The organism is Fusibacter sp. A1 (assembly GCF_004125825.1).
GTDB lineage: Bacteria > Bacillota > Clostridia > Peptostreptococcales > Acidaminobacteraceae > QQWI01.
In genome coordinates this window covers 13,560-38,718 of record NZ_QQWI01000016.1, presented here as the reverse complement: position 1 = coordinate 38,718, position 25,159 = coordinate 13,560, and the positions used below count along the sequence as shown (strand labels likewise).

Below are 25,159 nucleotides of genomic sequence, written 5' to 3'. Positions count from 1 at the left end.
GATGAAAAGAGTGATTTCTTTATTAACTCTTACACTCATTATCATGACATTGTCCGCCGTTGCTTTTGCAGATGGTGGCATTATCAAGGTCAACGAAGAAATCGGCACAGTAAGCATCAATTATACTGCAACTGATTATTCCGATTTTAAAGTTCTAGTGAAAAAGGGAACTGAACAATATGTTTATAACCTTTATGATTCACAAGAGGAGTTTCCACTTCAAATGGGAAGCGGAGATTACTCAATAGGACTCTATCAACGTGTGGATGGCAACAAATATCGAAAAGTGACTTCTGCTACTGCAGTTGTTACGGTGGATATGATGAAAGTCTACACAGCAAGTATTCAAACCATTAATTGGAAAGAGAATACTAGCGCAGCTGTATTAGCTGATTCATTGACTACGGAAACGATGACAGATCAAGAAAAATTCAATGCAATTTACAAGTACGTCATCAATAATGTAGTTTATGATTATCAAAAGGCAGCTACTGTTGATAGTCGATTTATTCCAAACAACACATTGACGATTGAGAACAACAATGGTATTTGTTACGACTATTCATCACTGATGGCATCGATGTTAAGAAGCGTTGGTGTTCCAACTAAAATGATCCATGGTCAAAGTACCTATACATCCGTGTATCATGCATGGAATGAAGTATATCTCAATGGAAAATGGGTGATCATCGATACTACCGTTGATGCACAGTTGTCAAAAGGTAGTGCGAGATACTCGATTGAAAAATCAATCAACGATTATGTTGGAGTAAAATCATTTTAAAAGGATAAGTTACCCTCTCAGCTATTTTATCTGACAAAGCCGATAAGGCTTTTTTTTTGCCTATCACAAAGATAGCTCATTCGATGAATTAGTGTTATAATGTGACTGCAAGCATAGAGTGATTCAATGGACTTTGGTGAGTCCAAAGACCTATTTAGCGGTTAAGCATGATTATGTTTTATCAAATGTGGTATATATATAATAATTGAAGTCATGAAAGGGGCGAGAAAGATGAAGCGAAAGTTAGTAGTTCTGTTTGTAGTAATGATTGCCGTGTTATCAAGTTTCGCATTTGCAGATGGCATTATTAATTACAAGCCCGATGAAGGAATTGTTAAGATAAATTATACAACAACCGATTATACTAAGTTTAAAATAATCATAAAGAGAGATACGCAGCAGTACATCTACAATATCAACGATAACGATGAATCATTTCCACTTCAGATGGGCAGTGGTTTGTACACAGTAGCAATTTACCAAAATGTTTCCAGTAATAAATATAAGAAAATCACATCAGCCTCTAAGACGGTTACTGTCAATGAAGATGCTGTAAATCTTGCAAGTGTGCAGAATATGAGCTGGGCTGAAGAAATGAAGGCAATCGTTCTTGCAAAAGAACTGATGGCTGATCTTGAAACGGATGAGGAGAAGTTTGATGCCGTTTACGACTATATCATCCGGTCGATCGTCTATGACTATTATAAAGCCTCGACTATCTATAGCAGGTATTTACCTGTGATCGATGTCACTCTTGAAGAAAAGAAAGGTATCTGTTATGATTATTCATCACTGATGGCTTCAATGCTTCGAAGCCAGGGCATAAAGTCAAAATTGATTGAAGGTGAAAGTACTTATACCTCCACCTATCATGCTTGGAATGAAGTGTATTTGAACGGCGAGTGGAAAATCATTGATTCCACAGTCGATGCGCAGCTTTCGAAGATGATGGCCAAATATGACAAATACAAGACTACCACCAGCCACGTTAAAATGAAAAGTTTCTAGTGTATGGTGATAAATTTAGTTAGCCCTTAGAGATAAGGGCTATTTTTTTAGTATAATAAGTCTATGATTATTAACTTATTTAATAGGTATATATGAAATAGTCAGCGGTTGGAGCAACTGTTCTATCAAGTGTTAAAAGGCTAGGATGCTCAAACGAACAAGGAGGATTAGCATGGAAGGAAAATATAGACTAATTACACGAAGTGATTTTGACGGTCTGGTTTGCGCAGTCTTGCTTAAGGATATGGGATTAATTGATGATATCAAATTTGTTCATCCAAAGGATATGCAGGATGGAATCATTCAGGTGACAGAATTTGATATTACGACGAACTTGCCCTATGTTTCAGGTGCTTACCTTGCATTTGACCATCATTTAAGCGAAACAATCAGAAATCAGGAAGTCGCTGAAAATCATATCATTGATCCCAATGCGCCCTCTGCCGCAAGAGTGGTTTATGATTACTATAAAGATAAACATCAGTTCAGGGAGGATTGGCAGGAAATGCTTCTTGCAGTAGATAAGGCCGATTCAGCTCAGTTTACCAAAGAGGATATTCTTGAACCTAAAGGGTGGGAACTTCTGAGCTTTCTGATGGATGCAAGGACAGGTCTTGGACGATTTAGAGCCTTTAGGATATCGAATTATACACTGATGATGGAACTGATAGACTACTGCAGAGACCATACGATCGATGAGATTCTTGAGCTTCCTGATGTGAAGGAACGTGTGGAACTGTATTTCAGATATGAGGACGACTTTAAGAAGATGATTCAGAATCATGCGAAGGTCTACGATGAAATACTTGTAGTAGACTTAAGGGATGTCGATCCCATACTTCCAGGAAATAGATTCATCAAATATGCCTTATATCCTGAGACACAAATTTCAATTCAAGTCATGTGGGGCCTTAAAAAACAAAATACCGTATTCACGGTTGGGAAATCCATCATCAACCGTTCTTCAGATGTGAATATCGGTGAGGTCATGCTTCAATATGGCGGTGGTGGTCACAAGAATGCAGGAACGTGTCAGATTCCGAACGATAAGACAGAAGAACTGCTTGTGGAAGTCATTGGTAAATTAAAAGCATAATATTTGAGGCTGATCAAGACATCAGCCTCTTATTTTGTGTATAATGAAAACGTGAGAAAATTGCGTGATGGATAAGTAAGGTGTTTCACTGTATAGGAGCTGTTGGAGTTCTTATGAATGAAATTATGCGGTTTACTCAAGTGAGTGATTATTGAGGAGGATTATTATGGAGAATAGGTTAATTGAAAGATTTTTAAGCTATGTAAAGATTGACACGCAGTCTAACGAGGATTCTACAACTCAGCCTTCAAGTGTAAAGCAGTTTGACCTGGCGAAGGTTGTAAAATCAGAACTCGAAGCGTTGAAACTAAAAGATGTTTTACTGGATGACAACGGATATTTGACAGCGACTTTGCCTGCCAATATCGAAGGCAAGCACGATGTGGTCGGTTTTTGTGCCCACTTTGACACCAGCCCTGATTTTTCAGGTGAAAATGTTAAGCCGATTATACACAAAAATTATCAAGGTGGCGACATTTACCTCAACGAGCAAACCATCCTTAAACCAAGTGAGTTTCCTTTTCTTAAAAACCATATCGGCGATGATATTATCACAACCGATGGAACAACCCTCTTAGGTGCTGACAATAAGGCAGGGATAGCTGAAATCATTGAGCTTTTACATGTCCTGATCGACCATCCTGCGATTCCACACGGCGAAATAAAGATCATGTTTACTCCTGATGAGGAAATCGGTCGCGGTACGGATGCGGTGAATCTTGACAACTTTAAAGTAGACTACGCTTATACTGTCGATGGTGGTGAGCTTGGAGAGTTGGAATATGAGAACTTCAACGCAGCTACGATGATCGTCAACGTCAAAGGAAGAAATATCCATCCTGGCTCTGCGAAGAATAAGATGAAAAACGCGCTTGCCATTGGAATGGATTTTCACAGGCTCTTGCCACTGACTCAGGCACCTCAATATACGGAAGGGTATGAAGGCTTTTATCATTTGAATGATATGACAGGAAATGTAGAGCATGCCCAGATGCACTACATCATCAGGGACCACGACAAGGAGGCTTTCGAGTATAAGAAGGACTTTGCCTTAAAGGTCGCCGAACTACTCAATAATCAGTATGATGAAGATACGATAAGCCTTGAGATCACAGATTCCTATTTCAATATGAAAGAAAAAATCGAACCTGTGATGCATATTATCGATTATGCTAAGCGTGCGATGGAAGCTGCAGGTGTGAGACCTCTGATCAAGCCGATCCGTGGTGGAACAGATGGGGCAAGGTTGTCGTTTATGGGGATTCCTACACCAAACATCTTCACAGGTGGCTACAACTATCACGGGCGCTACGAAATGATTCCTATCCAGTCCATGGAGAGGGCGGTTGCCGTACTAGTGGAGCTGGTTCAGATTATCGCTGAATAAAGCAAATTGTAGAAATTGTACTACCAAAGATCAGTTCATTGCGAACTGATCTTTTTATTTTTTTTGTCCTTTTGTGATAGCGGTCTCTAGGCTTATGAACGTAAGGAGCTCGTCATCATCTAGTAGTGAAAGGCAAAGCGCTCGATTGCTTGCGGCAAGTTCTTGTTTAGTCTGGTTTTTTGTAGTTCTCAGGGAATGCCATGCTATCTTCTTTTTCCCCAGATAACAGTCGATATCTGCGATACGCTCATTCTGTGCATTGAACTCCAGTACTTGCAGGAGTCTTTTTATCTCTGTTGGATCCTGAAAAGTAATAAATGTCAGAGTATACACTCCGACCGACATCATAGGTCTGACCGTGTCTCTTCCCCAGCCCTCATGAATGACAAACCCAAGGTCTGAATGATCCAGTATAAGGCGGACTCTCCTGTAATGTAAATCATACTGCTCATAAATATCGTAAATCTTTATGGTGCACTCATGCCACTTGTGATGGCCGATTGATGCATTGATGTACTTGAGACGGTTAAGGCTTAGTTTGGACATCACCTCATAGACAGGCAAGGGACAAAAGAGAGCCTTATCATGCAAGCGGTTGAAAGGGACTGAACGCTTAAGGATGTCCTGTGTAAACATGAGGATGGTACCGCTCGCATAGCGCTCATAGAGATCTTGGGGCAATCCGATTTCACCTTCCAGATCATCGATTACCCGCTGGATATACTTGTCTGGTTCACCTACAGTTTTTGCCATGATTAGTTGTGGGGAGACCCTGACGCTAGTGATTTGAGCGGATTCCTTTATGTTCAGTAAGTCGATCAGTAGAGTGGAGAGTTCAACATCTACGAGCATGAGATGCTTAAAATCGAGGTTTTCAAAAGTCAGCAGTGGATGTAGTTCTTCTGCGAAGAGGAGAACGCACATAGTTGGACCCGCGAAGCCGCTGAGCCATTCGAACTTATCTTTGAAATGATCGCAGTAGGCGACCGATCTTATCGGGTTGAAGGTCTCTGTGAGTACGTTGACCGTCTCATGTATGTTATGAGATGCGATGATGAGAAAACTTGCGCCTTTTCTAAATAGAAACATATAAGTCCTCCTAGATTCCTGCTTTGAATTTTTTCATCCTTACATCATCCGTACCAAACGGATAGGATAACCGATAGACTTTTAGCGGATGGAACTCGAAAACGAAAATACCTTCAATCGCATTACTCAGATAAGGGTGGTGGTCAAACTGACTTTTTACCTTTAGGTCATGTCCAAAAAGCAGTAGGTCTGCTTTTGTAGCGTCGATCTTATGCCGGTAGTGGGAGATTCCTAATTTAACTCCCTCAATCGTAGGATAACACATGTCCTTAAATAGTTGGTCGCTGCCGAATAGCTTGCCAAGCGTATCAAAGTCGTCATGGTTGCCCTTGGTGATAAAGAGTTTTGCCTCGCAGGAGTTGAGGATGGAGGCAAGTGCCTTTACCTTGCGCTGATAATGGATAAGTTTCGACGGGTGAAGTTCAAGTTTTATGTTGTCGACCAAATCTCCTGTATGGACGATATAGGTTGGATTGATGAGTGCGATGATATGCTTAAGACTTGCGTAGGTCATCGTTGGCGTATCAGAAATATGAAGCAGTCTGATTCCTTGGTCGAACAATTCTGAAGGTATGGCATATGGATAGTGCAGCCTGTGCAGAAAACGATTGGTCATGGTAGGTCTCCTTTAACCCATTATATCAAATTAACAGTAATTGTGATGAGATATTGCATCCTGCTCGAAGAGGGTGTATACTAATCGTAAGAACATACGTTCGCTATAAAGGAAGTGATCTGATGAGCATTCAACATAAAATCGCATTACTGGCAGAAGCGGCTAAATACGATGTCTCCTGTTCGTCGAGCGGCAGCCACCGCGCGCCTGAAAAGGGGAAACTAGGACATGCGTCACCACCAGGGATCTGCCACAGCTGGGCGGAGGATGGGCGCTGTATCTCACTGCTGAAAATTCTGTTGTCAAACGATTGCGTCTATGACTGCGCCTATTGTGTGAATAAGTCCAGTAACGCGACTGAAAGAGTCACGTTTACTCCAGAAGAGTTGGTGAGGCTGACGATTGGATTTTATCGACGAAACTATATTGAAGGACTATTCATCAGCTCGGCGGTTGTGATCAGTCCCGACCATACCATGGAGCAGATGATTGAAGTGGTCAAAATCTTAAGGGAACGTGAAGGGTACAACGGATATATCCACATGAAGGGGATACCCGGAGCCGACCTGAAGCTCATCGAAAAAGCCGGTCGATATGTGGATAGGATGAGCTTGAACTTGGAACTGCCAACGACAAGAAGCCTGCAGCTGCTGGCACCGCAAAAGACACGGAATGAGATATTGCTTCCTATGGATTATCTAAAGGGCCGTATCATCGAATCGAAGCAGAGCAGAATGGGTGACATTTTCGTTCCTGCCGGACAGACAACACAGATGATGGTGGGTGCTTCCGATGATTCGGATTATGAAATTATGACTTTAGCCGAGGGAATGTATGGGACGCGAGCGATGAAAAGGGTCTATTACTCGGCGTATGTCCCCATTTTTCAAAATGAAAAAAACTTACCTAGCACACTCACATCACCCCTTTTACGTGAACACAGACTTTATCAGGCCGACTGGCTCTTAAGGTTCTACGGCTTTGGTGCGAATGAACTGTTAAGTCCCGACAGGCCTAATCTTGATATCACGATCGACCCCAAGGCGTTCTGGGCGATCAGCAATCTGAATCTATTCCCTGTGGAGGTCAACAAGGCCTCGCTTGATACCCTTTTGAGGGTACCGGGGATAGGACCCATATCCGCGAGAAGGATCATGCAATCAAGAAGATTCGGTCCTCTCACATATGAGGGGCTTAAAAAGACTGGCGTAGTGCTCAAGAGAGCCAAGTATTTTATTACATTAGGTGGGCGATATTATGGGTCCGGCGAATTTGAGCCGACAGCGATTAGGAATCAACTGATTGTCTCCGATTCGACGATAGGCGGGAAGAGCATCAATCAGCTGTCCCTTCTCGATGCCTATGCTCATACCATGCCTGAGCTGATAAAGGGGTAAAGATGATATTGATCTATGATGATACCATTGAGGGGTTGATGACGGCGCTTTACTGGTCCTACCATTACAAGACCCATGAGATTTGCAGCATGTCCTCTTACGAGCCCAAGTTGCTCGATGTGCCTGAATATATGGTCACGGACACTCATCTTGCTTCAAAAATGATGGGGCGCATAAGAAATCGATTTGGAGAGCGTACTGCCGAAAAAATTCTGTATGCTTTCTTGTCCGACCAGGGAGATGTAGGCAAAATCATCAGGGTTTTTCTCGATTATGCGGTTACTGTCACCGGAGCAATCGAGGATTACAGTCATGACTGTGTGTATCCCTTACTAGCGCTTTCTCGAGCGGTAGAAAGAGAAAGTCATTTGGTCGTGGGACTCTTGAGGTTTGAACATCTTAAGTCCGACGTATACTATGCGGCTTTTGAGCCGACATATGATATTCTAAGTGTGCTTACTCCTCATTTTGAAAAACGATTGTCCGACCAAGTGTGGGTAATCCATGATGTCAAGCGTGGTAAAGCGGTGTTTTACGATACCCACGAAAGCTGGACGGCGCCACTTGACAAGCAGATGGCCCTAGCACTGCATGAGAATGAAGAAGCTTTTCAGAACTTATGGAAGAAGTACTATGAGCATATCGGGATCAAGGAAAGACGAAATCCCAAATTGAGAATGAACTTCATGCCCAAAAAGTATTGGAAGCACCTTACAGAACTAAAAAATACGAAGTCGTGACGGTTTGAACGTAGCGGCTTTGTTTTATGTGGTTTTTAAAGGGTATCTTCAAGAAAAGGCGAAGAGTTAGGTAGGTGGATTTCAAACTGCCTGCTTGAGTTGGATTGGAGGCTGTTTTGAGTATATTCGCAGCAATAGATATCGGATCACATGCGATCAAGATCAAAATTGTGGAGCATAAAAAAACTGGATATAAACTTCTTGAAAATATCATTCACCCTCTTGCACTGGGGATATCTGTGCTGCACAGCGGAAAAATCAACCGCACAGAAAGGGAAGAGCTGATTGACTGTCTGATCTATTTTAAGAAGCTGATGAGTGAATATGATGTCGACAGATATAAGGCGGTAGCCACAGGTGCTTTTAGAGAAGCAAGAAATGGACGTTTCGTGGTCGAGCTGATAGGCAAAAGGGCGAAACTGCAGATTGAAATCGTCGAAGAGCCCATAGAGAGGTTTTTAACCTACTTATCCTTAAAGGAACATCTGCCCCACTATAAGAAAATGAGAAAAGAAGGCGTTTTACTGGTCGAAGTGGGCTCCAACAGTTCGGAGGTCATCGTATATAAAGAAAATAAAATGGTCAGAAACAATGAGATCCATATCGGTACGCTAAGGCTCAAAGAGTTGATCCGAACCATCAATAGGGAGACGATTCATGTTCCTCAGATTCTAGAGGATTACGTCTATGCCGCTACGGAGAATTTGCAGAGCTATTTGATCAGGAAACAGATCAATCATTTTGTGATTGTAGGTTCTGATGTGAAAAGAGCTCATCTGCTGATGGGAGACCATCAGGACGGATTCACACCCCAAGCCTTCCTTAACTTTGTCGACGACCTGTATCATCAGGACAAGGCGCTTAAAATGAGGATTGAGGATGAGCATATGGATTATGAGGAGATGCTTGCCGCGATGAGCGTTTTCAATCAATTCTTCAAGCACACCACGTGCGAACTCGTCTATGTGCCTGACATCTCACTTCGGGATGGAATGATCATCGCGCTCAACGAAAACATCGACAATTACAGCAGAAACCACAGTTACACAAGAGATATCATTGCCGCTGCCAAGCAAATCGCCAAAAGGCATCACTCTACAATCAATCATGTGACCCATGTGGATAAGAATGCAGTGATGATCTTTGACGCATACCAAAAAGAAGAATCCTTTACTGAAAAGGACTTGCTGCTCTTAAGACTTGCAGCCATACTCCATGAGACCGGCAAGTTTTCAAGACAGACCAATTATTATGCAGCAACCTATCAGAGCATCACCCATGCGACGCTTTTAGGAGTCACTCAGCAAATGCTACTGGAAGTTGCCGAAATCGCCATGCAGTTCTTCTATTTTAACGGGGATATGGCAAATACGGACGACTTGAACCATACGCAAGCTACGACAAAACACACCAAGCTTGGACTGATCCTTGCGCTTGCTGATGCGACTGACAAATCAAAAAAACAGTCGATTTTGCTTAAAAAGGCGGTACTTGAAAAGAACAGGTTGAAGATGACGATGAAAATCTACCATAAGCATTTTTTTGAGACTTGGGCGATCAACTACTTAAGTGAAACGGTCGCTGACATATTTGGTCATGAAATAGTTTTGAAGGACGTGGAATGATGAAGACCAAGGAACGTTTTATCAATCGGGAACTCAGCTGGCTGGCATTCAATCAAAGGGTGCTGCACGAATGCCTGGACACAAGAAAAAGCGTATTCGACAGGCTGAAGTTCAGTGCGATCTATAGCAACAATCTAGATGAGTTCTATATGGTCAGAGTCGGCGGGCTATTGGACCAGTGCAAAGCCGGTTATACGAAGAGGGACATCACCGGCCTGAGGCCCGCGGAGCAACTGAGTCTTATCCATGAGAAGATGAATGATGCGACAGCGCTTCAGAACGAGATCACAGACTCTCTTTTGAAAAACGAACTGGCTCGGCTTGGATTGGTTGTCACAAGGGTATCCGAACTCAACCAGGATCAGAAGGACAGCTTGAAGGATTACTTTTTAGAAATGGTATATCCAGTGCTCACGCCCATGGCCATCGATATGAGCCGACCATTTCCTCTTGTGCTCAACAAGAGCCTTAACATACTCTTCAAGTTAAAGGACGACGAGGACAAGTTTGCTACCGTTCAGGTGCCGTCTGTACTCAAGCGGCTGGTTCGGGTAGAGTCCGACAGACATCAGTATGTGCTGTTAGAGGACCTGATCACCCATTTCTGCAGCCTGCTTTTTGAAGGGATGGACATACTTTCATATGGCGTCTATAGGCCGACGAGAAACGGTGATTTGACCATTGAAGACGAAGGTGCCGAGGATTTGCTCGGGGTGATAGAAGCCTCTCTTAGAAAAAGAAAATGGGGCGAGGTGGTCAGGCTGGAGATTGAATCCGACATGCCCGGTGAACTGATTAAAATCCTTAAGAGGGAGTTCGAGGTCACAAGAGAGATGATCTATCCGATTGCCGGACCACTGGATTTGACGTTTCTATTTCATGTCTACTCGTTCAAGCAGGAGTTTGAACCGGTTATCGAACATGAACCCGAGGTTTATGCAGTGAAAGAGACTCTTTTTGACGATATCAGAAAACAGGATATCTATTTACATCACCCCTATCAGAGTTTTTCGACAGTCATCGACTTTATCAGCGAGGCCGCTGTCGATCCAAGCGTGTTGGCGATAAAGCAGGTGCTATATCGCGTAAGCGGTGATTCACCGATTGTCAAGGCGCTCGCGCTGGCGGCGAACCGAGGTAAGCAGGTGACAGTGCTTCTAGAACTGATGGCGCGATTCGACGAAGAGAACAACATTCAATGGGCCAAGGAACTTGAAAGACATGGATGTCATGTCATCTTTGGCCTTCCAGGGCTGAAGACACATGCGAAAATCACCCTGATTGTACGCAAGGAATCGGACGGCATACGGCGCTATGTCCATTTGGGAACGGGTAACTACAATGACAAGACCGCAAAGCTTTACACGGATGTGGGACTCTTTACATGCAATGAGCAAATCGCGTATGACGCATCGAAATTCTTTAACATGCTTTCGGGGTATACAAAGGAATCGGAACTAAGAAAACTGATTACAGCTCCCCAAAGCATGAAGCCTGAAATCATCAGGATGATCGAACAGGAGACTTATTGGTCAAAGCGTGGAGTCCATTCTAGAATTATCGCAAAAATGAACGCGCTCGTCGACCGTGAGGTCATCGAGGCCTTGTATGAGGCATCCTGCGCCGGAGTGAAGATCGATCTGATTGTCCGGGGTATCTGCTGTTTAAGACCTGGTGTGGATGGCATGAGTGAGAACATTCGAGTGATCAGCATCATAGATGATTTTCTCGAACATTCAAGAATATACTGTTTCAGTTCCAATGGCAAGCACAGGACGTTTATCTCAAGTGCGGATTGGATGCCCAGAAATCTGATTAAGCGGATAGAACTGCTTGTTCCGATTGAGGATGAGACGATCAAGGAAACAATACGAAGGGAGCTTGACCTTTACCTGAAGTCGACGGAGAAGACTCGTTTGATGCTCGAAAGCGGGGAGTATATCGGCCTTACAAGCACCGAAAATCAGTATTCGGCTCAGCATCAGCTAGTGGAACACTATCACTAATAAAAAAACACACCTTGATTTAAAAGGTGTGTTTTTAGATTCATTTTTTACAGGGAATATGAATATCGACATCACCTGTCACTTCAACCTCGCAGGCTAGGCGGTATCCTTTGTCGATTTTTTCCTTGCCGAGTGTGCGGATTTCATTTTTGGTGGGTTCTGAGACATCCCCTTTGACCTTAATGACGCATTTTCCGCATTTTCCTTTCAAACAGGATGTTTTGATTTCGATGTCGGCCTTTTTCGATAGCTTTAGTAGAGGTGTACTTTTTTTCGCTTTGACCGATGTGATAAATCTGACTTTTGACATAATAGCTCCTTTAGGTATGTTTTAGTAACTGATACCCGATTTCAATTGAAATAAACACTGGATTTATAAGAGCGTGCTTGACAGCTTAAGCGCTTAACGGTGTAATAGAAGAGGTAAGACTTTAGGAGATACCAAGGAGGTTTAAATGAAATTCAATGAAATGAAGTATATGAAAATTGATATCGACAAATGGCAGAAGGAGTTTGATAAGGAACTGAAGCTTTTTGAGACGGCCAATACTGTTGAGGATAAATTAAGTGCCATCGATAGAATCAACAAAGAGCGCAATCACTTTGAAACCATGGAGAATCTAGCCCATGTAAGGCATGTGATTGACACGTCAGACGAATTTTACGAAGCGCAAGTGAACCACTTTGATACGATCAGTCCCTTTTATCAGCGTGCAGTGACGACCTACTATCAGTCCCTTGTAGGCGATCCCATGCGTGATGAGTTAAGAGAAAGACTTGGTGACCACTTATTCAATCTGGCGGCTGTGAAGCTGAGAACCTTTAAGGATGAGATACTAGAGGATCTGGCAAAAGAAAACAGACTTTCAACGGAATACACGAAATTACGGACCAGCATCGAGATCGACTATGACAACAAGAAGTTGAATCTCTCTCAGATAGGTCCTTATTTGGAAGTGGTCGATAGAGAGAAAAGAAAAGAGGCATACTATGCGATGGAGTCTGCGATAGAAGAGAAGTCGCAGGAGTTCAATACCATTTTTGATGAGATGGTAAAGCTGCGTCATCAGATCGCCTTAAAACTTGGATATGATAACTTTATCGGCCTAGCGTATGACAGACTGTCACGAACGGATTACGATCATGGGGATGTGCGTGTCTTCAGAGAAAGCGTGAGAGACCATTTGGTACCTAACATGACTACACTTTATCAAAAACAAGCGGCTAGGCTGTCAATCGATGCGCTTAAGTTTTACGACATAGGACTTAGTTTCACTTCTGGAAACCCCACTCCAAAAGGAGATCCGGACTGGATAGTCGAGCAGGGAAGAACCATGTACCATGAACTGTCTTCGGAGACGGGTGTCTTTATCGACCATATGATAGACAACGAACTAATGGATCTTGTGGCGAAACCTTCAAAAGCGGGTGGTGGATTCTGCACCTATATCCCTGATTATCAGGCGCCTTTCATCTTTTCGAACTTCAATGGAACCATGGGCGATATCGATGTGCTTACCCATGAAGCGGGACACGCCTTTCAGGTTTATGAAAGCAGGCATCACCAAGTTCCTGAATACCTGTGGCCGACGCTTGAAGCATGTGAGATCCATTCGATGAGCATGGAGTTTTTAACTTATCCTTGGATGAACTCCTTTTTTAAAGAGGACACGGAAAAATACTATTACACGCATATGTCAGAAGCGATCAAGTTCATCCCTTACGGAGTGCTGGTCGATCACTTCCAGCACTGGGTGTATGAACATCCATATGCGACGCCAAAAGAGAGAAACGACACATGGCGCACACTTGAAAAAGAGTATCTGCCTCACAAGGATTATGATGGACATGAGTTCCTGGAGTCTGGAACCTACTGGTTTAGACAAGGTCATATCTTCAAGGATCCCTTCTATTACATCGACTATACCCTGGCGGCGGTCTGCGCGTTTCAGTTTTGGCAGAAGGCAAACCTAGATAGGGACACAGCATTTTCGGATTATCTGAACCTCTGCAAGCAGGGCGGAAGCCAGCCTTTCACGCAGCTGGTTGCGGATGCTGGACTGAAGCAGCCGTTTGAAAAAGATACCTTAAGAACGATCGCTACTGACGTGGTAGAGTATCTTAGCAGTATCGATGACAGCAAATTCTAAACCGGCCTGTCTGAGGTGATCCAAAGGGCAAAAGAAAACGTTAGCGAAAGAGTTCCGCTAACGTTTTCTTTTTTTTGCAGAGATTAGTTGGACCAGTGTAGAATCAGACGGTTACTAAACCTTCAGCCATTCTTTCATCACCCGGCCCAGTGTGGACGCGATGATGATCGCACTTGCGATGGCGATGGCGATCAGTAGCGCCTCGAATCCTACAGAGACGGCCTGTGTGTAATCCTTTTGAATTATTTTTAACATGGTATAGTAAATTCCGTAACCAGGGACTAGCGGAATGATACCAGGGACGACAAAAAGTGTCGCTGGCTGCCTTAGGATTCTCGCCAGCATTTCGCCGGTGATACCTACGGCAAGCCCTCCAAAGAAGCTTGCTATCAAGAGGCTGTCGTTCATGTTGAGGGTTACAAGGTAAACGAGCCATCCTGTGGCTCCTGTAGTACTGGCCCATAAAAGATATTTTCTGGGGATGTTGAAAAGCACAGCAAAACCTAAGGTGGAAAGAAATGCGAACAAGACATTAAGTAACATGGAAGCCTCCTAAATAGTCACAAGATTGAGAGCGATACCGACGCCGATCGCTATAGCGACAGCGATGATGATTGCCTCTGACAGTTTTGAGACACCAGAGATGAAATCGCCTGAGATAGTATCCCTGAGGGCATTTGTCATGGCGACACCCGGAACAAAAGGCATGAGTCCGCCGATAATGACGATATCCTCGTCAAGAGAAAGATGACCCCACTGCATCAGGTAGGCGCAGGTTATAGCGATGATTCCGATGGAAAAACCTGCTAACATATGTTTGATAAAATAGGACTGGATTCTGAAGTTGGATATGTCGATAATCCCGATTGCAAGAAATCCCGTGAGGAAGGCACCGACGAACTCATTGAAGGAACCTCCGAAGATCATCGCGAAGAAGCCTGCCGCGACACCGCTGAAGATCATTCTGACATACATGGGAAACTTGGGTGTGGACGCGATGTTTTTCAAACGTTCTTGAGCTTCCTCGAGTGTCATCAGACCTGAAGTGAAGTTGCGTGAGAACTGATTGACCATCGCGATGACTTCCAAGTCGATTCTTGTTGTCTTCACTCTTCTGATAAAGGTGTACTCCTCATCCTGATAGGTTCCTGAAAAGAAAATCCCTGTTGGCACACAAAAACAGTGGGTATCGGTAAAGGACTGTGAGCTGCACATTTTTTCGACTGTTTCTTCCACCCTGTAGGTTTCAGCTCCGTTTTCGAGCATGGTTTTTCCCGCAAGAAGGGCTGTGTTCATGATGAGTTTTGCTTTTAATGTATCCGGCATATCAAGCCCTTTCTTAATTAGTGGAACGGTTGTCATTCATTGATAAGAACTAATTGCATGATGTTGATTCCATTTCTCCGTGAAATGATGCTGTTTCCTCAAGTATAATCCTAATCATATGTTTGTAAATGGGCTAAGATTAAGATTTGGAAACAAATCGGAGGGAAACGTTATCAGAATGATGAAATGGTTTAAAATCTAATCAGGTGTCTTTTGAAACAAATATGAGATTTATAGATTATATCGGTTAAAAAAGGTTATCAATAAGTTACCCATACTTGTCACATAACATGCAATAATCATCGAAATTTGGAGGAACTAATGAAAATAAAAAACAATATCATTGACCAGTTGGAGCCTGTTAAGGACAATAAGAGCTATGCTGTGAACATCACTTTGAAAAGTGGGGAAGTCATTTATCTCGAATCGCTTACTAAGGGCGAGAAGGATGGATATCTTGGTTATGTAAAAATAGGTACCGAAGTCATGTTGATAGAAATTGGAAGGACGATCTGGAGAATCATGCCTGAAGATATTGAAAAAATGGATGTCAAGGCATACTCGGTAGTTAAGTCGAACGGCATCTACCCGATCATGAAGGTGCTTATGGCCAAGAGTCGGATGGAATCCTCTACATTCTTACGTTTTATCGTATTATTTGTCGCCGTCTTCGTATTGGCACTTGTCGCAGTACTCGGAAAATCACTGGTGGACAATGAAATCATGAACGTCCTGTTTGACAGCTCCGTTAGAAGCGAATACCTTCAACTGGCGGTCACATGGATAGATCTTGGGTATAAGCTCATCATCATGGTGATGCTCGCAACAAACATACTCGACTTGATCCTCAGACCTGTGGAAGCGTTTCATATCATCGACAACGATCGACATTTTCTGTCGGGCACGAAAACATTACATGTGCTGATCACTTTTGGATTCATGATCGGCTACACCATTTTTATGATCATTTTCAATCGACTGCTTAGCGGATTGATGTAATTGTTTGATAAAACTGAATATTTGTCATATTATTGTAATTTTCAATTGAGAAACCTATGGTATAATATTAAAGAACTTAAAATTTGAAAAGGAGGTGGTTACATTGGTAAGAATAATCAGACAAAACACACAATACACTAAGGAGGCTTACCATGCAGTACTTGAACGGAAAGGACGTATTGCCGGATCACCTATTAGAGGCGCTTCAGGAATACGTTAACGGTTGCATGATTTACATCCCATCTGGTATCGATAGAATAGGTTGGGGTGAAAAAAGTGGAACAAAATCAAAACTGGCAATGAGAAACAGCGAAATTCACGCTGACTATGTTGCTGGAATCTCGATCAAAGAATTATCGCAGAAACACTTCTTATCTGAGTCGAGTATTCGTAAAATTGTGAAATCTTGATTATAATTATTCTAGGTTTTGACAGTTACCTGCGAAGAGGCGATAATGTAGTTGATCGATCAAACATTCTCACCAAGAAAGGAGATGGCAAAAAATGATGAATAAGGTGATGACTCATTAAGGGTCTAGTAAGCCGTCTCGGTGGAGACGGCTTTTTTAATAGAATAAGTTAAACTGAAAGGCTTTCTGAACCGCTCGGTCAAGAGGGCTTTTTTTATTGCTATAAACGGCAGGAAAAGGAAATCGTTTTCTTTCCTGAAATAAATAGAAATACGTAATTGCAATAGTTGAGAACCGGGAAAACTATGAAAATAATTGTCGAAATTGCGAGAAAATTACTCAAAACCCCTTCAACTTTATGCGAATTTTCTGTAAGCTAAGGGGGGAAGGGAAAGAATTATTGTTTTTACTGCTTTTACGCTTAACTGGTTATTATTGTGGTATCAATTAAGACAGTGGATACTGTACGTTTGAACATAAATTATATGGGGAGATGTGAGATGCAAATTACAGAAATGGACCGATATTTATTCCACGAAGGAACACATACGCACGTACATCATTTTATGGGTGCTCAGATACATAAAACCGGAGTCACTTTCACCACTTGGGCGCCTCACGCAAAAGAGGTCAGGGTTGTCGGCGATTTCAATCAGTGGGACGGTAAGTTCCATTCGATGAAGCGAATAAGTCCTGAAGGTGTATGGAGCCTTGATATCAAAGGTGTGGAAGCATACGCGATCTACAAATTCGAGATTTTTACTGAAAATGGAAAAGTTCTCATGAAATCAGATCCCTTCGCCTATCATGCAGAGGTCAGACCGGATACCGCTTCCATGGTGTATCCGATGACACCTTACGACTGGACCGATGAACCGTGGATGAAGGAGCGTGCCAGCGGAAATATCTTGGAAAAACCGATTTCAATTTATGAAGTGAACCTATCCTCCTGGAAAAGGGACGGGAACCGCTGGTTGAATTATAAGGAACTGGCCGATGAGCTGATTCCCTATGCGCTGGAGCACGGTTTTACTCATCTCGAACTGATGCCCATCATGGAACATCCCTATGACGGTTCCTGGGGATACCAGATAACAGGTTATTTCGCTGTGACCAGCAGGTATGGATCGCCACACGATTTGATGAGATTCGTCGATGAATGCCATAAGGCGGGACTCGGAGTCATCTTGGACTGGGTTCCTGGACACTATTGCAAGGACGCCCACGGACTAGCCATTTATGATGGAAGTCCCCTTTATGAACCCTCGGACCCGATCTTAAGGGAAAACATCGAATGGGGCACGATGAACTTTGACTATGGCAGACCCGAGGTAAGGGCGTTTCTAATCAGCAACGCGAACTTCTGGCTGGATACCTTTCATGTCGACGGTCTCAGAGTGGATGCTGTAGCCTATATGTTGCACAAGCATATGGCAACCGGGCGTTATGATATCTACAGTGAAAAGGATATCAACGACGATGCGGTACGTTTTCTGCAGCAGCTCAATACTACAATTTTCGGACTACATAAGAACGTCTTGATGATTGCAGAGGAATCCTCGGCATTTCCGCTTGTGACAAGACCGGTTCATGACGGCGGGTTGGGATTCAACCTGAAATGGAATATGGGTTGGATGCATGATACGCTCAAATATATGGAGACGGATCCTCTAGGACGGAAGTTCCACCACGAGGCCCTGACCTTTTCAATCTATTATGCCTTCAGTGAGAATTTCATGCTGCCCTTGTCGCATGACGAGGTAGTACACGGCAAGAAGTCGCTGATCGGCAAGATGCCTGGAGATTACTGGAAAAAGTTTGCTAACTTAAGACTCATGATCGCCTATCAGCATTTCCACCCTGGAAAAAAGCTTAATTTCATGGGGAATGAGTTCGCTCAGTTCATCGAATGGAACGAATGGGATCAGCTGGACTGGCATTTGCTTGAGTTTGAGGGACATCGCGGTTTCAATACCTGTTTTAAAGCGGTCAACCATCTATATAAGACGTTGCCGCAACTGCATCAGGTGGAGCATGAATACAGTGGATTCGAATGGATCGAATTTGACAATTCGAGTGAGAGCATTATCGCATTTAAGCGAAAAGACAAGCTTGGGAATTACGTGATTGCGGTCTTCAACTTCACACCTGTAGTGAGGGAATCCTATCCGCTTAAAGTCGTAGAGGAAACGGATTATTTTGAAATCTTCAATTCGGATGACAAACTGTTCTACGGTTCAGGGATTCTCAACAATCAACCGATCAAATCGCGAAAGATCGGTGAGGAGTTTGAAGTCAGAATAACATTGCCACCGCTAGGGGCGATTTTACTTAAACCTAAAGATAAGCTGAAAGGAGTAAAGGAATGAAACGTAAAGAGATGATAGCGATGATTCTGGCTGGAGGACAAGGCGCCAGGCTTAAATCGCTGACTACGAAAGTTGCTAAACCGGCGGTGCCATACGGCGGAAAATATAGGATCATCGACTTCACCTTATCAAATTGCGCCAACAGCAATATTGATACGGTAGGGATATTGACCCAGTACCAGCCTCTTGTGCTGAACAGCCATGTCGGCATAGGTATTCCGTGGGATCTTGATAGACGATACGGTGGGGTGAGAGTCTTGCCGCCCTACACCTCCGCTGAGGGTGGAAAGTGGTATCTAGGAACTGCGAACGCAGTCTATGAGAATATCAATTTCATCGAAATGTACAATCCGGAATACGTGCTGGTCCTATCAGGAGACCATATCTATAAGATGGATTACTCCAAAATGCTCAAAGCGCATCAGGATAAGAACGCGGATGTGACAATCAGTGTGATAGAGGTTCCGTTGGAAGAAGCGTCTCGATTTGGAATACTCAACACGCATGATGACCTTAAAATCTATGAGTTTGATGAGAAACCTGAAAATCCAAAGAGCAATCTCGCCTCGATGGGTGTCTATATCTTCAGCTGGAAGGCGCTTCGTGAACAGCTGATCAAAGACAACATCGATCCCACCTCGGACCACGACTTCGGCAAGAACATCATACCGAACATGCTGGAATCGGGTATGAGCCTTTACGGCTATATCTTTGACGGCTACTGGAAGGATGTCGGTACGATAAAGAGCTTCTGGGATGGAAATATGGATCTGCTCGACAGAAACAATAAATTTGACTTGTACGATAGCAACTGGAGGATCTATTCGGAAAATGAAGACCTGCCTCCTCAATATATCGGTGAAGAAGCGACAGTGGAAGATGCGATGGTGAATGAAGGATGTGAGATCATGGGGACAGTCAAACACTCGATCCTGTTCACTGAAATCATTGTGGAAAAGGATGCTGAAGTCGTAGATTCGGTTATTTTTCCAAAAGTCCGCATCGGTAAAGGCGCTAAAGTCCACAGAGCGATCGTGATGGGGGACTACGAGATCAAACCGGGAGAGATCGTCGGCGATCCTGATTCGGATGATATCGTTCTTGTTGGAAATCCAGACGATTCGCTATTCTTTGAGAAGTAGGGGGAGACAAAATGTCAAAAGACGTAATGGGGATAATCAACCTCAGTGAAAATGAAGAGAAGATAAAAGACTTAACACTCAACAGACCGATTGCAGCCCTGCCTTTTGCCGGGCGTTACCGAGTGATCGACTTTACCTTATCCAATATGGTAAACAGTGATATCCAAAAGGTAGCAATCTTTACAAAACACAAGTTCAGGTCCCTGCAAGACCATTTGGGCCCAGGTAAATACTGGAACTTAGACAGAAAACGCGACGGACTTTACATGTTGCATCCGATGGTGGATTACAGCACCATGGTCAGAAAGTATGGCGACCTTGAGAACTTTAAGAACAATCTCGGCTTCATCGCCCACGCCAAGCAGGAGTACGTTCTGATCTCAAGAAGCTATATGATCATGAACATCGATTACTCCCCCGCGATAGAGTACCATAAGGAATCGGGCGCTGACCTTACGATCATCTGCAAGCATATCTCAAACGGACAGAACATGAGCCAGTATATCGGCCTTGATCTGCTGGATGTGGATGAGAACCTCAATGTGAACAGTATCGGTTTGAACTTCGGCTCCAAAGAGGAATACTGTCTTTCGATGGAAAGCTATATCATGAAACGCGATCTGCTGGTGGAGATCATTACAGAGGCTTATCAGAGCGGCAATATCAGCTTTTTAAAGGAAGCGGTATTCAGTTACATGGACAAGCTCAAAGTGAACGCTTTTCCGTACTCAGGTCCGTCCATGTGCATGAATACGATCAGCAATTACTATAAATCCACGCTTGACCTACTTGACAGACGTAATTTCTCGCAGCTCTTTGACGGACCGGGAAGAATCTACACTAAAATCAAGGATGAGCCTTCCGCATTCTATTCTCCTACAAGCAGCGTGACGAATTCGATAGTCGCTAACGGATGTATCATCGAAGGAACCGTTGAAAATTCTGTGATCTTCAGGGGAGTGCACATAAAAAAAGGTGCGATTGTAAGAAACTCGATCATCATGCAGGATGCCAAGATCGGTGAAACCGCCCATCTCAACTACGTGATCGCCGACAAGAACGTTACTATTGGAAACAAAAAGATACTGATGGGTGATGGTGGCATACCGTTTGTCATCAAAAAAAGTCAAGTTATCTGATTGGAGGTATTGGAATGAAGATATTGTTCGTTGCATCAGAAGCGGTGCCTTTTGCTAAAACCGGTGGTCTTGCAGATGTCGCATATTCGCTCCCGAAAGCGCTAACAAAAGCAGGTCATGACGTCAGGATTGTCATGCCCAAATACAAAGGAATCAAAACGGAATACGCGGATGAACTTGAATTCATCAAATCATACGATGTGCAGATGAACTGGCGTCATCAGTACGCAGGCGTATTCATGCAGGAGTACAATGGATTGACCTATTATTTCATCGACAATGAATACTACTTTAAGCGTGATGGTTTCTATGGCTATTACGACGATGGTGAAAGGTTCGCCTTTTACTCGAAAGCGGTCCTAGATACCGTATGCGCGGATATTTTCGTGCCTGACATCATCCATGTCAACGACTGGCACACTGCACCTATCGCGCTGCTGGTGAAAGACCCCATGTACAAGGATACCGAGATAGGCGGTGTCAAAACCGTTTTCACGATACATAATCTTAAGTATCAGGGGATTTTTCCAATCAATCTGCTTTCGGACTTTTACGGTATCGACGACAGCTACCTGACCTACGAGGGATTGGAGTTCAACGGAAATTTAAATTTCATGAAAGCGGGGCTTGTCTATGCGGATGCGGTTACGACCGTCAGTAAGACCTATGCGAATGAAATCAGATATCCCTACTACGGAGAACAGCTGGAGAACACCATAGGCGCCATCAACCATAAGATGAGCGGAATTATCAACGGGTTGGATTACGGACAATACAATCCTTCTGAGGACAAGGTGATCTTTGAACAGTATGACATGGAGAATGCGGTTGAAATGAAGCGAAAGAACAAGATGATGCTTCAAAGGCTGTTAAGACTTAAGTGCGATCCGGATATCCCGATGATCGGGATGGTCACGCGGCTTGTCGAGCAGAAAGGGATCGACCTGCTGCTTCATGTGGTAGAGGAACTGATGCAGATTCCCATGCAGGTCGTCGTTCTTGGAACAGGTGACAAGAAGTACGAGGACGCCCTTAAGAGTATCGACAGCTATCATCCTGAAATGATGTCTGCGAACATCTATTTCGACAACACGATGGCTTCAAGGATTTATGCGAGCGCAGACCTCTTCTTGATGCCGTCCCTTGTCGAGCCCTGCGGAATAGGCCAGATGATCGCCATGCGATATGGTGCGATTCCCGTAGTTCGTCAAACCGGAGGATTGATGGACACCATCGATCCCTTTAACAAATATGATGACACAGGGTCTGGATTTGGATTCCTGAACGCAAATGCTCATGAGATGCTGTTCACGATCAAAGAAGCATTGTCTGTCTATGAAGATAAGCCGAAATGGAAGGCAATGGTAAAAAGAGCGATGTCGAAAGATCTGAGTTGGGACGTCTCTGCAGATAAATATATCGAATTATATGAAACATTGCTGAAATGAGGTGAAATATGAAATTCACTCGTGAGGAGTTTAAAAAGTTATACATCAGCCGGTTGAAGTCGTTGACGGGAAAATCACCTGATGAGACGACCAACTGGGACAAGTACTACACCCTTGGCATCATGATCAGAGACATCATCACAGAAGACTGGGTGAATCAGAACAGAATCTATATGAATACCGGTGAAAAGCAAGTGTATTATTTTTCAATGGAATTTCTTACAGGACGGTATCTAGGAAAGAATCTGGAATATCTCGATATGAAGGAACTCGTTGAAGAATCGATGAAGGAACTTGGTTATGACTATGAGGAGATCTACGCCATCGAAAAGGATCCAGGACTTGGGAACGGCGGACTCGGAAGGCTTGCAGCCTGCTTTTTGGATTCGCTAGCTTCCACTGGTTACGCGGGACACGGGTGCGGAATCCGGTACAATTACGGTCTGTTCGAACAAAAGATTGTAAATGGCTATCAGGTAGAGTTTCCGGACCGCTGGCTATCGAACCGCAACGTATGGGAAATCAACAAACCGGATAGGGCGGTTGTCGTCGAATTCGGAGGGCAGCTCGAAAGCTATGAAGAGAATGGTCATTTGAGGTTCAAGCATATCAACACCGAAAAAATTAGAGCCGTGCCTTATGATACCCCGGTCTTAGGTTATAGAAATGATCGCATCAACAACCTGCGTCTGTTTGCCGCAGAGGCCGTGCAGAATGAGTTCGATTATTTCTCCTTCAGCGAAGGGGATTACTTAAAGGCATTTGCCCAAAAACACACTGCTGAGGCGATTTCGCAAGTGTTGTACCCGAATGATAACTATTATGAAGGACGCGTATTGAGGCTAAAGCAGGAGTACTTCTTGGTTTCTGCAGGCATACAAAGTCTGCTGAGGACCTACAAAAAGGGGGACAGGTCGATTCATGACCTAAGCAACCATATCGCGATCCATATCAATGATACGCATCCGTCTCTGATCATACCCGAACTGATGCGCCTACTGATGGATGACCATCAGTTGGGATGGGATGAGGCATGGCTGCTGACGCAAAAGACGGTATCCTATACCAACCATACCATCATGTCCGAAGCGCTTGAAAAATGGCCGGTCAATCTGATGTATGAGTTGCTGCCGCGTATCGCGATGATCATTGATGAGATCAACCGCAGGTTTGTAGATGAGATGGTCCATAAATACCACCTTGACAGCGTCATGGTGGACCGGATGAGGATCATTCAGCACGATACCATCCACATGGCCAATCTTTGCATCGTAGCGAGCAATAGTGTGAACGGCGTCGCCAAGCTTCACACAGAAATTCTCAAGCATAGGGAATTGAACGACTTTTACAAGATATATCCCTTCAAGTTCAACAATAAAACCAACGGCATCACACACAGAAGGTGGCTGATGCATTGCAACCGACCGTTATCGCAGTACATCACCGAGGCAATTGGTGAAAGATGGCAGTACGAACCGGTGATCATGGACCAGCTGATGAAATTTGAAAAAGATGACGTTTTTTTGGAAGGTCTTGAAAAAATAAAACTCGCCAATAAAATCAAATTGGCATCCTATATCAAGGAAAAGAACAATCTGACCGTCGATCCGTATTCGATCTTCGACATGCAGGCTAAACGGCTGCACGAGTATAAACGCCAGCTGATGAACATACTTCATATCATGTACCTTTACAATAAGGTGATCGATAATCCAGGAATTGATGTGGTGCCAAGAACTTTTGTTTTTGGAGCTAAGGCCGCACCAGGTTATCATATCGCAAAGCAGATCATTAAACTGATCCATACCTTATCTGATAAGATTGAGAGCACGCCTGTTGTGAGGGACATCATCAAGGTAGTCTTCCTAGAAAATTACGGAGTGTCTCTAGCCGAGCGCATGATACCTGCTGCGGATGTCAGCGAACAGATCTCTACGGCTTCCAAGGAGGCGTCTGGAACAGGTAACATGAAGTTTATGATGAACGGAGCTGTGACGATCGGTACGCTTGATGGAGCGAATGTCGAAATCAGAGATGCTGTAGGCGATGACAATATCTATATTTTCGGTCTCAATTCAGATGAGGTGTATCAGTTGCATCATGAGCGCACCTATAGCGCACAGTCCGTGTATGACTATCATAGTGAACTTAGAAGGATTTTGGACCAACTTACAAATGGATTTTTTGATTCTGTTCCAAGAGACGAGTTTTCGACGATTGTGGACTCGCTACTTAAACAGAATGACGAGTTTTTGGTGCTGAAGGATTTTGACGCCTATGTAAGAGCCCAGGAAAGACTGAGCAACGACTTCAGGGATGCGAAAAAATGGAACCGCATGACGCTTACCAATATCGCAAAATCGGGCATCTTCTCAAGTGATTACACAATCAAGGAGTATGCACAGCAAATATGGAAACTTTAAGGTGG

21 protein-coding genes are annotated in these 25,159 nt (G+C 43.7%); 16 read left to right on the top strand and 5 right to left on the bottom strand.

Annotated elements, in window-relative coordinates:
* Window position 1 precedes the first annotated feature (1 nt).
* From DWB64_RS17665 to pepT, 4 genes are all read left to right on the top strand, one after another.
* A complete protein-coding gene (locus DWB64_RS17665) occupies window positions 2–784 on the top strand; it encodes a transglutaminase-like domain-containing protein (RefSeq protein WP_129489546.1) in 783 nt (260 codons plus the stop codon).
* 231 nt (window positions 785–1,015) lie between these two features.
* Window positions 1,016–1,792: a transglutaminase family protein gene (locus DWB64_RS17660; RefSeq protein WP_164980481.1), complete on the top strand. Its 777-nt coding sequence runs from the start codon at window positions 1,016–1,018 to the stop codon at window positions 1,790–1,792.
* Window positions 1,793–1,964: 172 nt separating this feature from the next.
* The gene (locus DWB64_RS17655) at window positions 1,965–2,888 is read left to right on the top strand and encodes an exopolyphosphatase (protein WP_206736698.1); all 924 of its coding nucleotides are present in this window, start codon (window positions 1,965–1,967) and stop codon (window positions 2,886–2,888) included.
* Window positions 2,889–3,054: 166 nt separating this feature from the next.
* On the top strand, window positions 3,055–4,275 hold the full coding sequence (gene pepT / locus DWB64_RS17650; RefSeq protein ID WP_129489544.1) for a peptidase T: 1,221 nt from the start codon (window positions 3,055–3,057) through the stop codon (window positions 4,273–4,275).
* Window positions 4,276–4,329: 54 nt separating this feature from the next.
* On the opposite strand, the gene DWB64_RS17645 is transcribed toward pepT, so the two are convergent.
* On the bottom strand, window positions 4,330–5,364 hold the full coding sequence (locus DWB64_RS17645; protein ID WP_129489543.1) for a hypothetical protein: 1,035 nt from the start codon (window positions 5,362–5,364) through the stop codon (window positions 4,330–4,332).
* A 10-nt stretch (window positions 5,365–5,374) separates the two neighbouring features.
* Entirely contained in the window at window positions 5,375–5,980 is a 606-nt protein-coding gene (locus tag DWB64_RS17640; protein WP_129489542.1) for a metallophosphoesterase, read from the bottom strand.
* Window positions 5,981–6,102: 122 nt separating this feature from the next.
* Here DWB64_RS17640 and DWB64_RS17635 point away from each other — a divergent pair, with 122 nt between their 5' ends.
* From DWB64_RS17635 to ppk1, 4 genes are all read left to right on the top strand, one after another.
* Complete coding sequence (locus DWB64_RS17635) at window positions 6,103–7,377, top strand: putative DNA modification/repair radical SAM protein (protein ID WP_129489541.1); 1,275 nt, start codon at window positions 6,103–6,105, stop codon at window positions 7,375–7,377.
* A 2-nt stretch (window positions 7,378–7,379) separates the two neighbouring features.
* A complete protein-coding gene (locus tag DWB64_RS17630; protein ID WP_129489540.1) occupies window positions 7,380–8,117 on the top strand; it encodes a TIGR03915 family putative DNA repair protein in 738 nt (245 codons plus the stop codon).
* Between the two features lie 116 nt (window positions 8,118–8,233).
* On the top strand, window positions 8,234–9,742 hold the full coding sequence (locus tag DWB64_RS17625) for a hypothetical protein (RefSeq protein WP_164980480.1): 1,509 nt from the start codon (window positions 8,234–8,236) through the stop codon (window positions 9,740–9,742).
* Window positions 9,739–11,748 (top strand): polyphosphate kinase 1, encoded by a 2,010-nt coding sequence (gene ppk1 / locus DWB64_RS17620; protein WP_129489538.1) that lies wholly within the window; start codon window positions 9,739–9,741, stop codon window positions 11,746–11,748. Before DWB64_RS17625 ends, ppk1 begins: the two co-directional genes overlap by 4 nt.
* Before the next feature lie 40 nt (window positions 11,749–11,788).
* Here ppk1 and DWB64_RS17615 read toward each other — a convergent pair whose 3' ends face one another.
* A complete protein-coding gene (locus tag DWB64_RS17615) occupies window positions 11,789–12,058 on the bottom strand; it encodes a 2Fe-2S iron-sulfur cluster-binding protein (RefSeq protein ID WP_129489537.1) in 270 nt (89 codons plus the stop codon).
* 145 nt (window positions 12,059–12,203) lie between these two features.
* Between DWB64_RS17615 and DWB64_RS17610 the strand changes: the two genes are divergently transcribed.
* On the top strand, window positions 12,204–13,898 hold the full coding sequence (locus DWB64_RS17610) for a M3 family oligoendopeptidase (protein ID WP_129489536.1): 1,695 nt from the start codon (window positions 12,204–12,206) through the stop codon (window positions 13,896–13,898).
* Between the two features lie 114 nt (window positions 13,899–14,012).
* Here the strand turns inward: DWB64_RS17610 and DWB64_RS17605 are convergent, their stop codons facing one another.
* Together DWB64_RS17605 and DWB64_RS17600 are read right to left on the bottom strand one after the other, a co-directional pair.
* Window positions 14,013–14,441, bottom strand: coding sequence for a threonine/serine exporter family protein (locus tag DWB64_RS17605; protein ID WP_129489535.1), 429 nt, complete (start codon window positions 14,439–14,441; stop codon window positions 14,013–14,015).
* 9 nt (window positions 14,442–14,450) lie between these two features.
* The gene (locus tag DWB64_RS17600) at window positions 14,451–15,224 is read right to left on the bottom strand and encodes a threonine/serine exporter ThrE family protein (RefSeq protein ID WP_164980479.1); all 774 of its coding nucleotides are present in this window, start codon (window positions 15,222–15,224) and stop codon (window positions 14,451–14,453) included.
* 321 nt (window positions 15,225–15,545) lie between these two features.
* On the opposite strand from DWB64_RS17600, the gene DWB64_RS17595 reads away from it, so the two are divergent.
* The 7 genes from DWB64_RS17595 (at window position 15,546) to DWB64_RS17565 (ending at window position 25,154) form a co-directional block, all read left to right on the top strand.
* A complete protein-coding gene (locus DWB64_RS17595; RefSeq protein ID WP_129489533.1) occupies window positions 15,546–16,223 on the top strand; it encodes a hypothetical protein in 678 nt (225 codons plus the stop codon).
* 152 nt (window positions 16,224–16,375) lie between these two features.
* Window positions 16,376–16,633 (top strand): CD3324 family protein, encoded by a 258-nt coding sequence (locus DWB64_RS17590; protein WP_129489532.1) that lies wholly within the window; start codon window positions 16,376–16,378, stop codon window positions 16,631–16,633.
* A gap of 500 nt (window positions 16,634–17,133) precedes the next feature.
* The gene (gene glgB, locus DWB64_RS17585) at window positions 17,134–19,002 is read left to right on the top strand and encodes a 1,4-alpha-glucan branching protein GlgB (protein ID WP_206736697.1); all 1,869 of its coding nucleotides are present in this window, start codon (window positions 17,134–17,136) and stop codon (window positions 19,000–19,002) included.
* Complete coding sequence (locus tag DWB64_RS17580; RefSeq protein WP_129489531.1) at window positions 18,999–20,144, top strand: glucose-1-phosphate adenylyltransferase; 1,146 nt, start codon at window positions 18,999–19,001, stop codon at window positions 20,142–20,144. The genes glgB and DWB64_RS17580 overlap by 4 nt, the downstream gene beginning before the upstream one ends.
* A gap of 11 nt (window positions 20,145–20,155) precedes the next feature.
* Window positions 20,156–21,283: a glucose-1-phosphate adenylyltransferase subunit GlgD gene (gene glgD, locus DWB64_RS17575; protein WP_129489530.1), complete on the top strand. Its 1,128-nt coding sequence runs from the start codon at window positions 20,156–20,158 to the stop codon at window positions 21,281–21,283.
* Window positions 21,284–21,297: 14 nt separating this feature from the next.
* Window positions 21,298–22,731: a glycogen synthase GlgA gene (gene glgA / locus DWB64_RS17570; protein WP_129489529.1), complete on the top strand. Its 1,434-nt coding sequence runs from the start codon at window positions 21,298–21,300 to the stop codon at window positions 22,729–22,731.
* Window positions 22,732–22,739: 8 nt separating this feature from the next.
* Entirely contained in the window at window positions 22,740–25,154 is a 2,415-nt protein-coding gene (locus tag DWB64_RS17565) for a glycogen/starch/alpha-glucan phosphorylase (protein WP_129489528.1), read from the top strand.
* The last annotated feature ends 5 nt before the right edge of the window (window positions 25,155–25,159 follow it).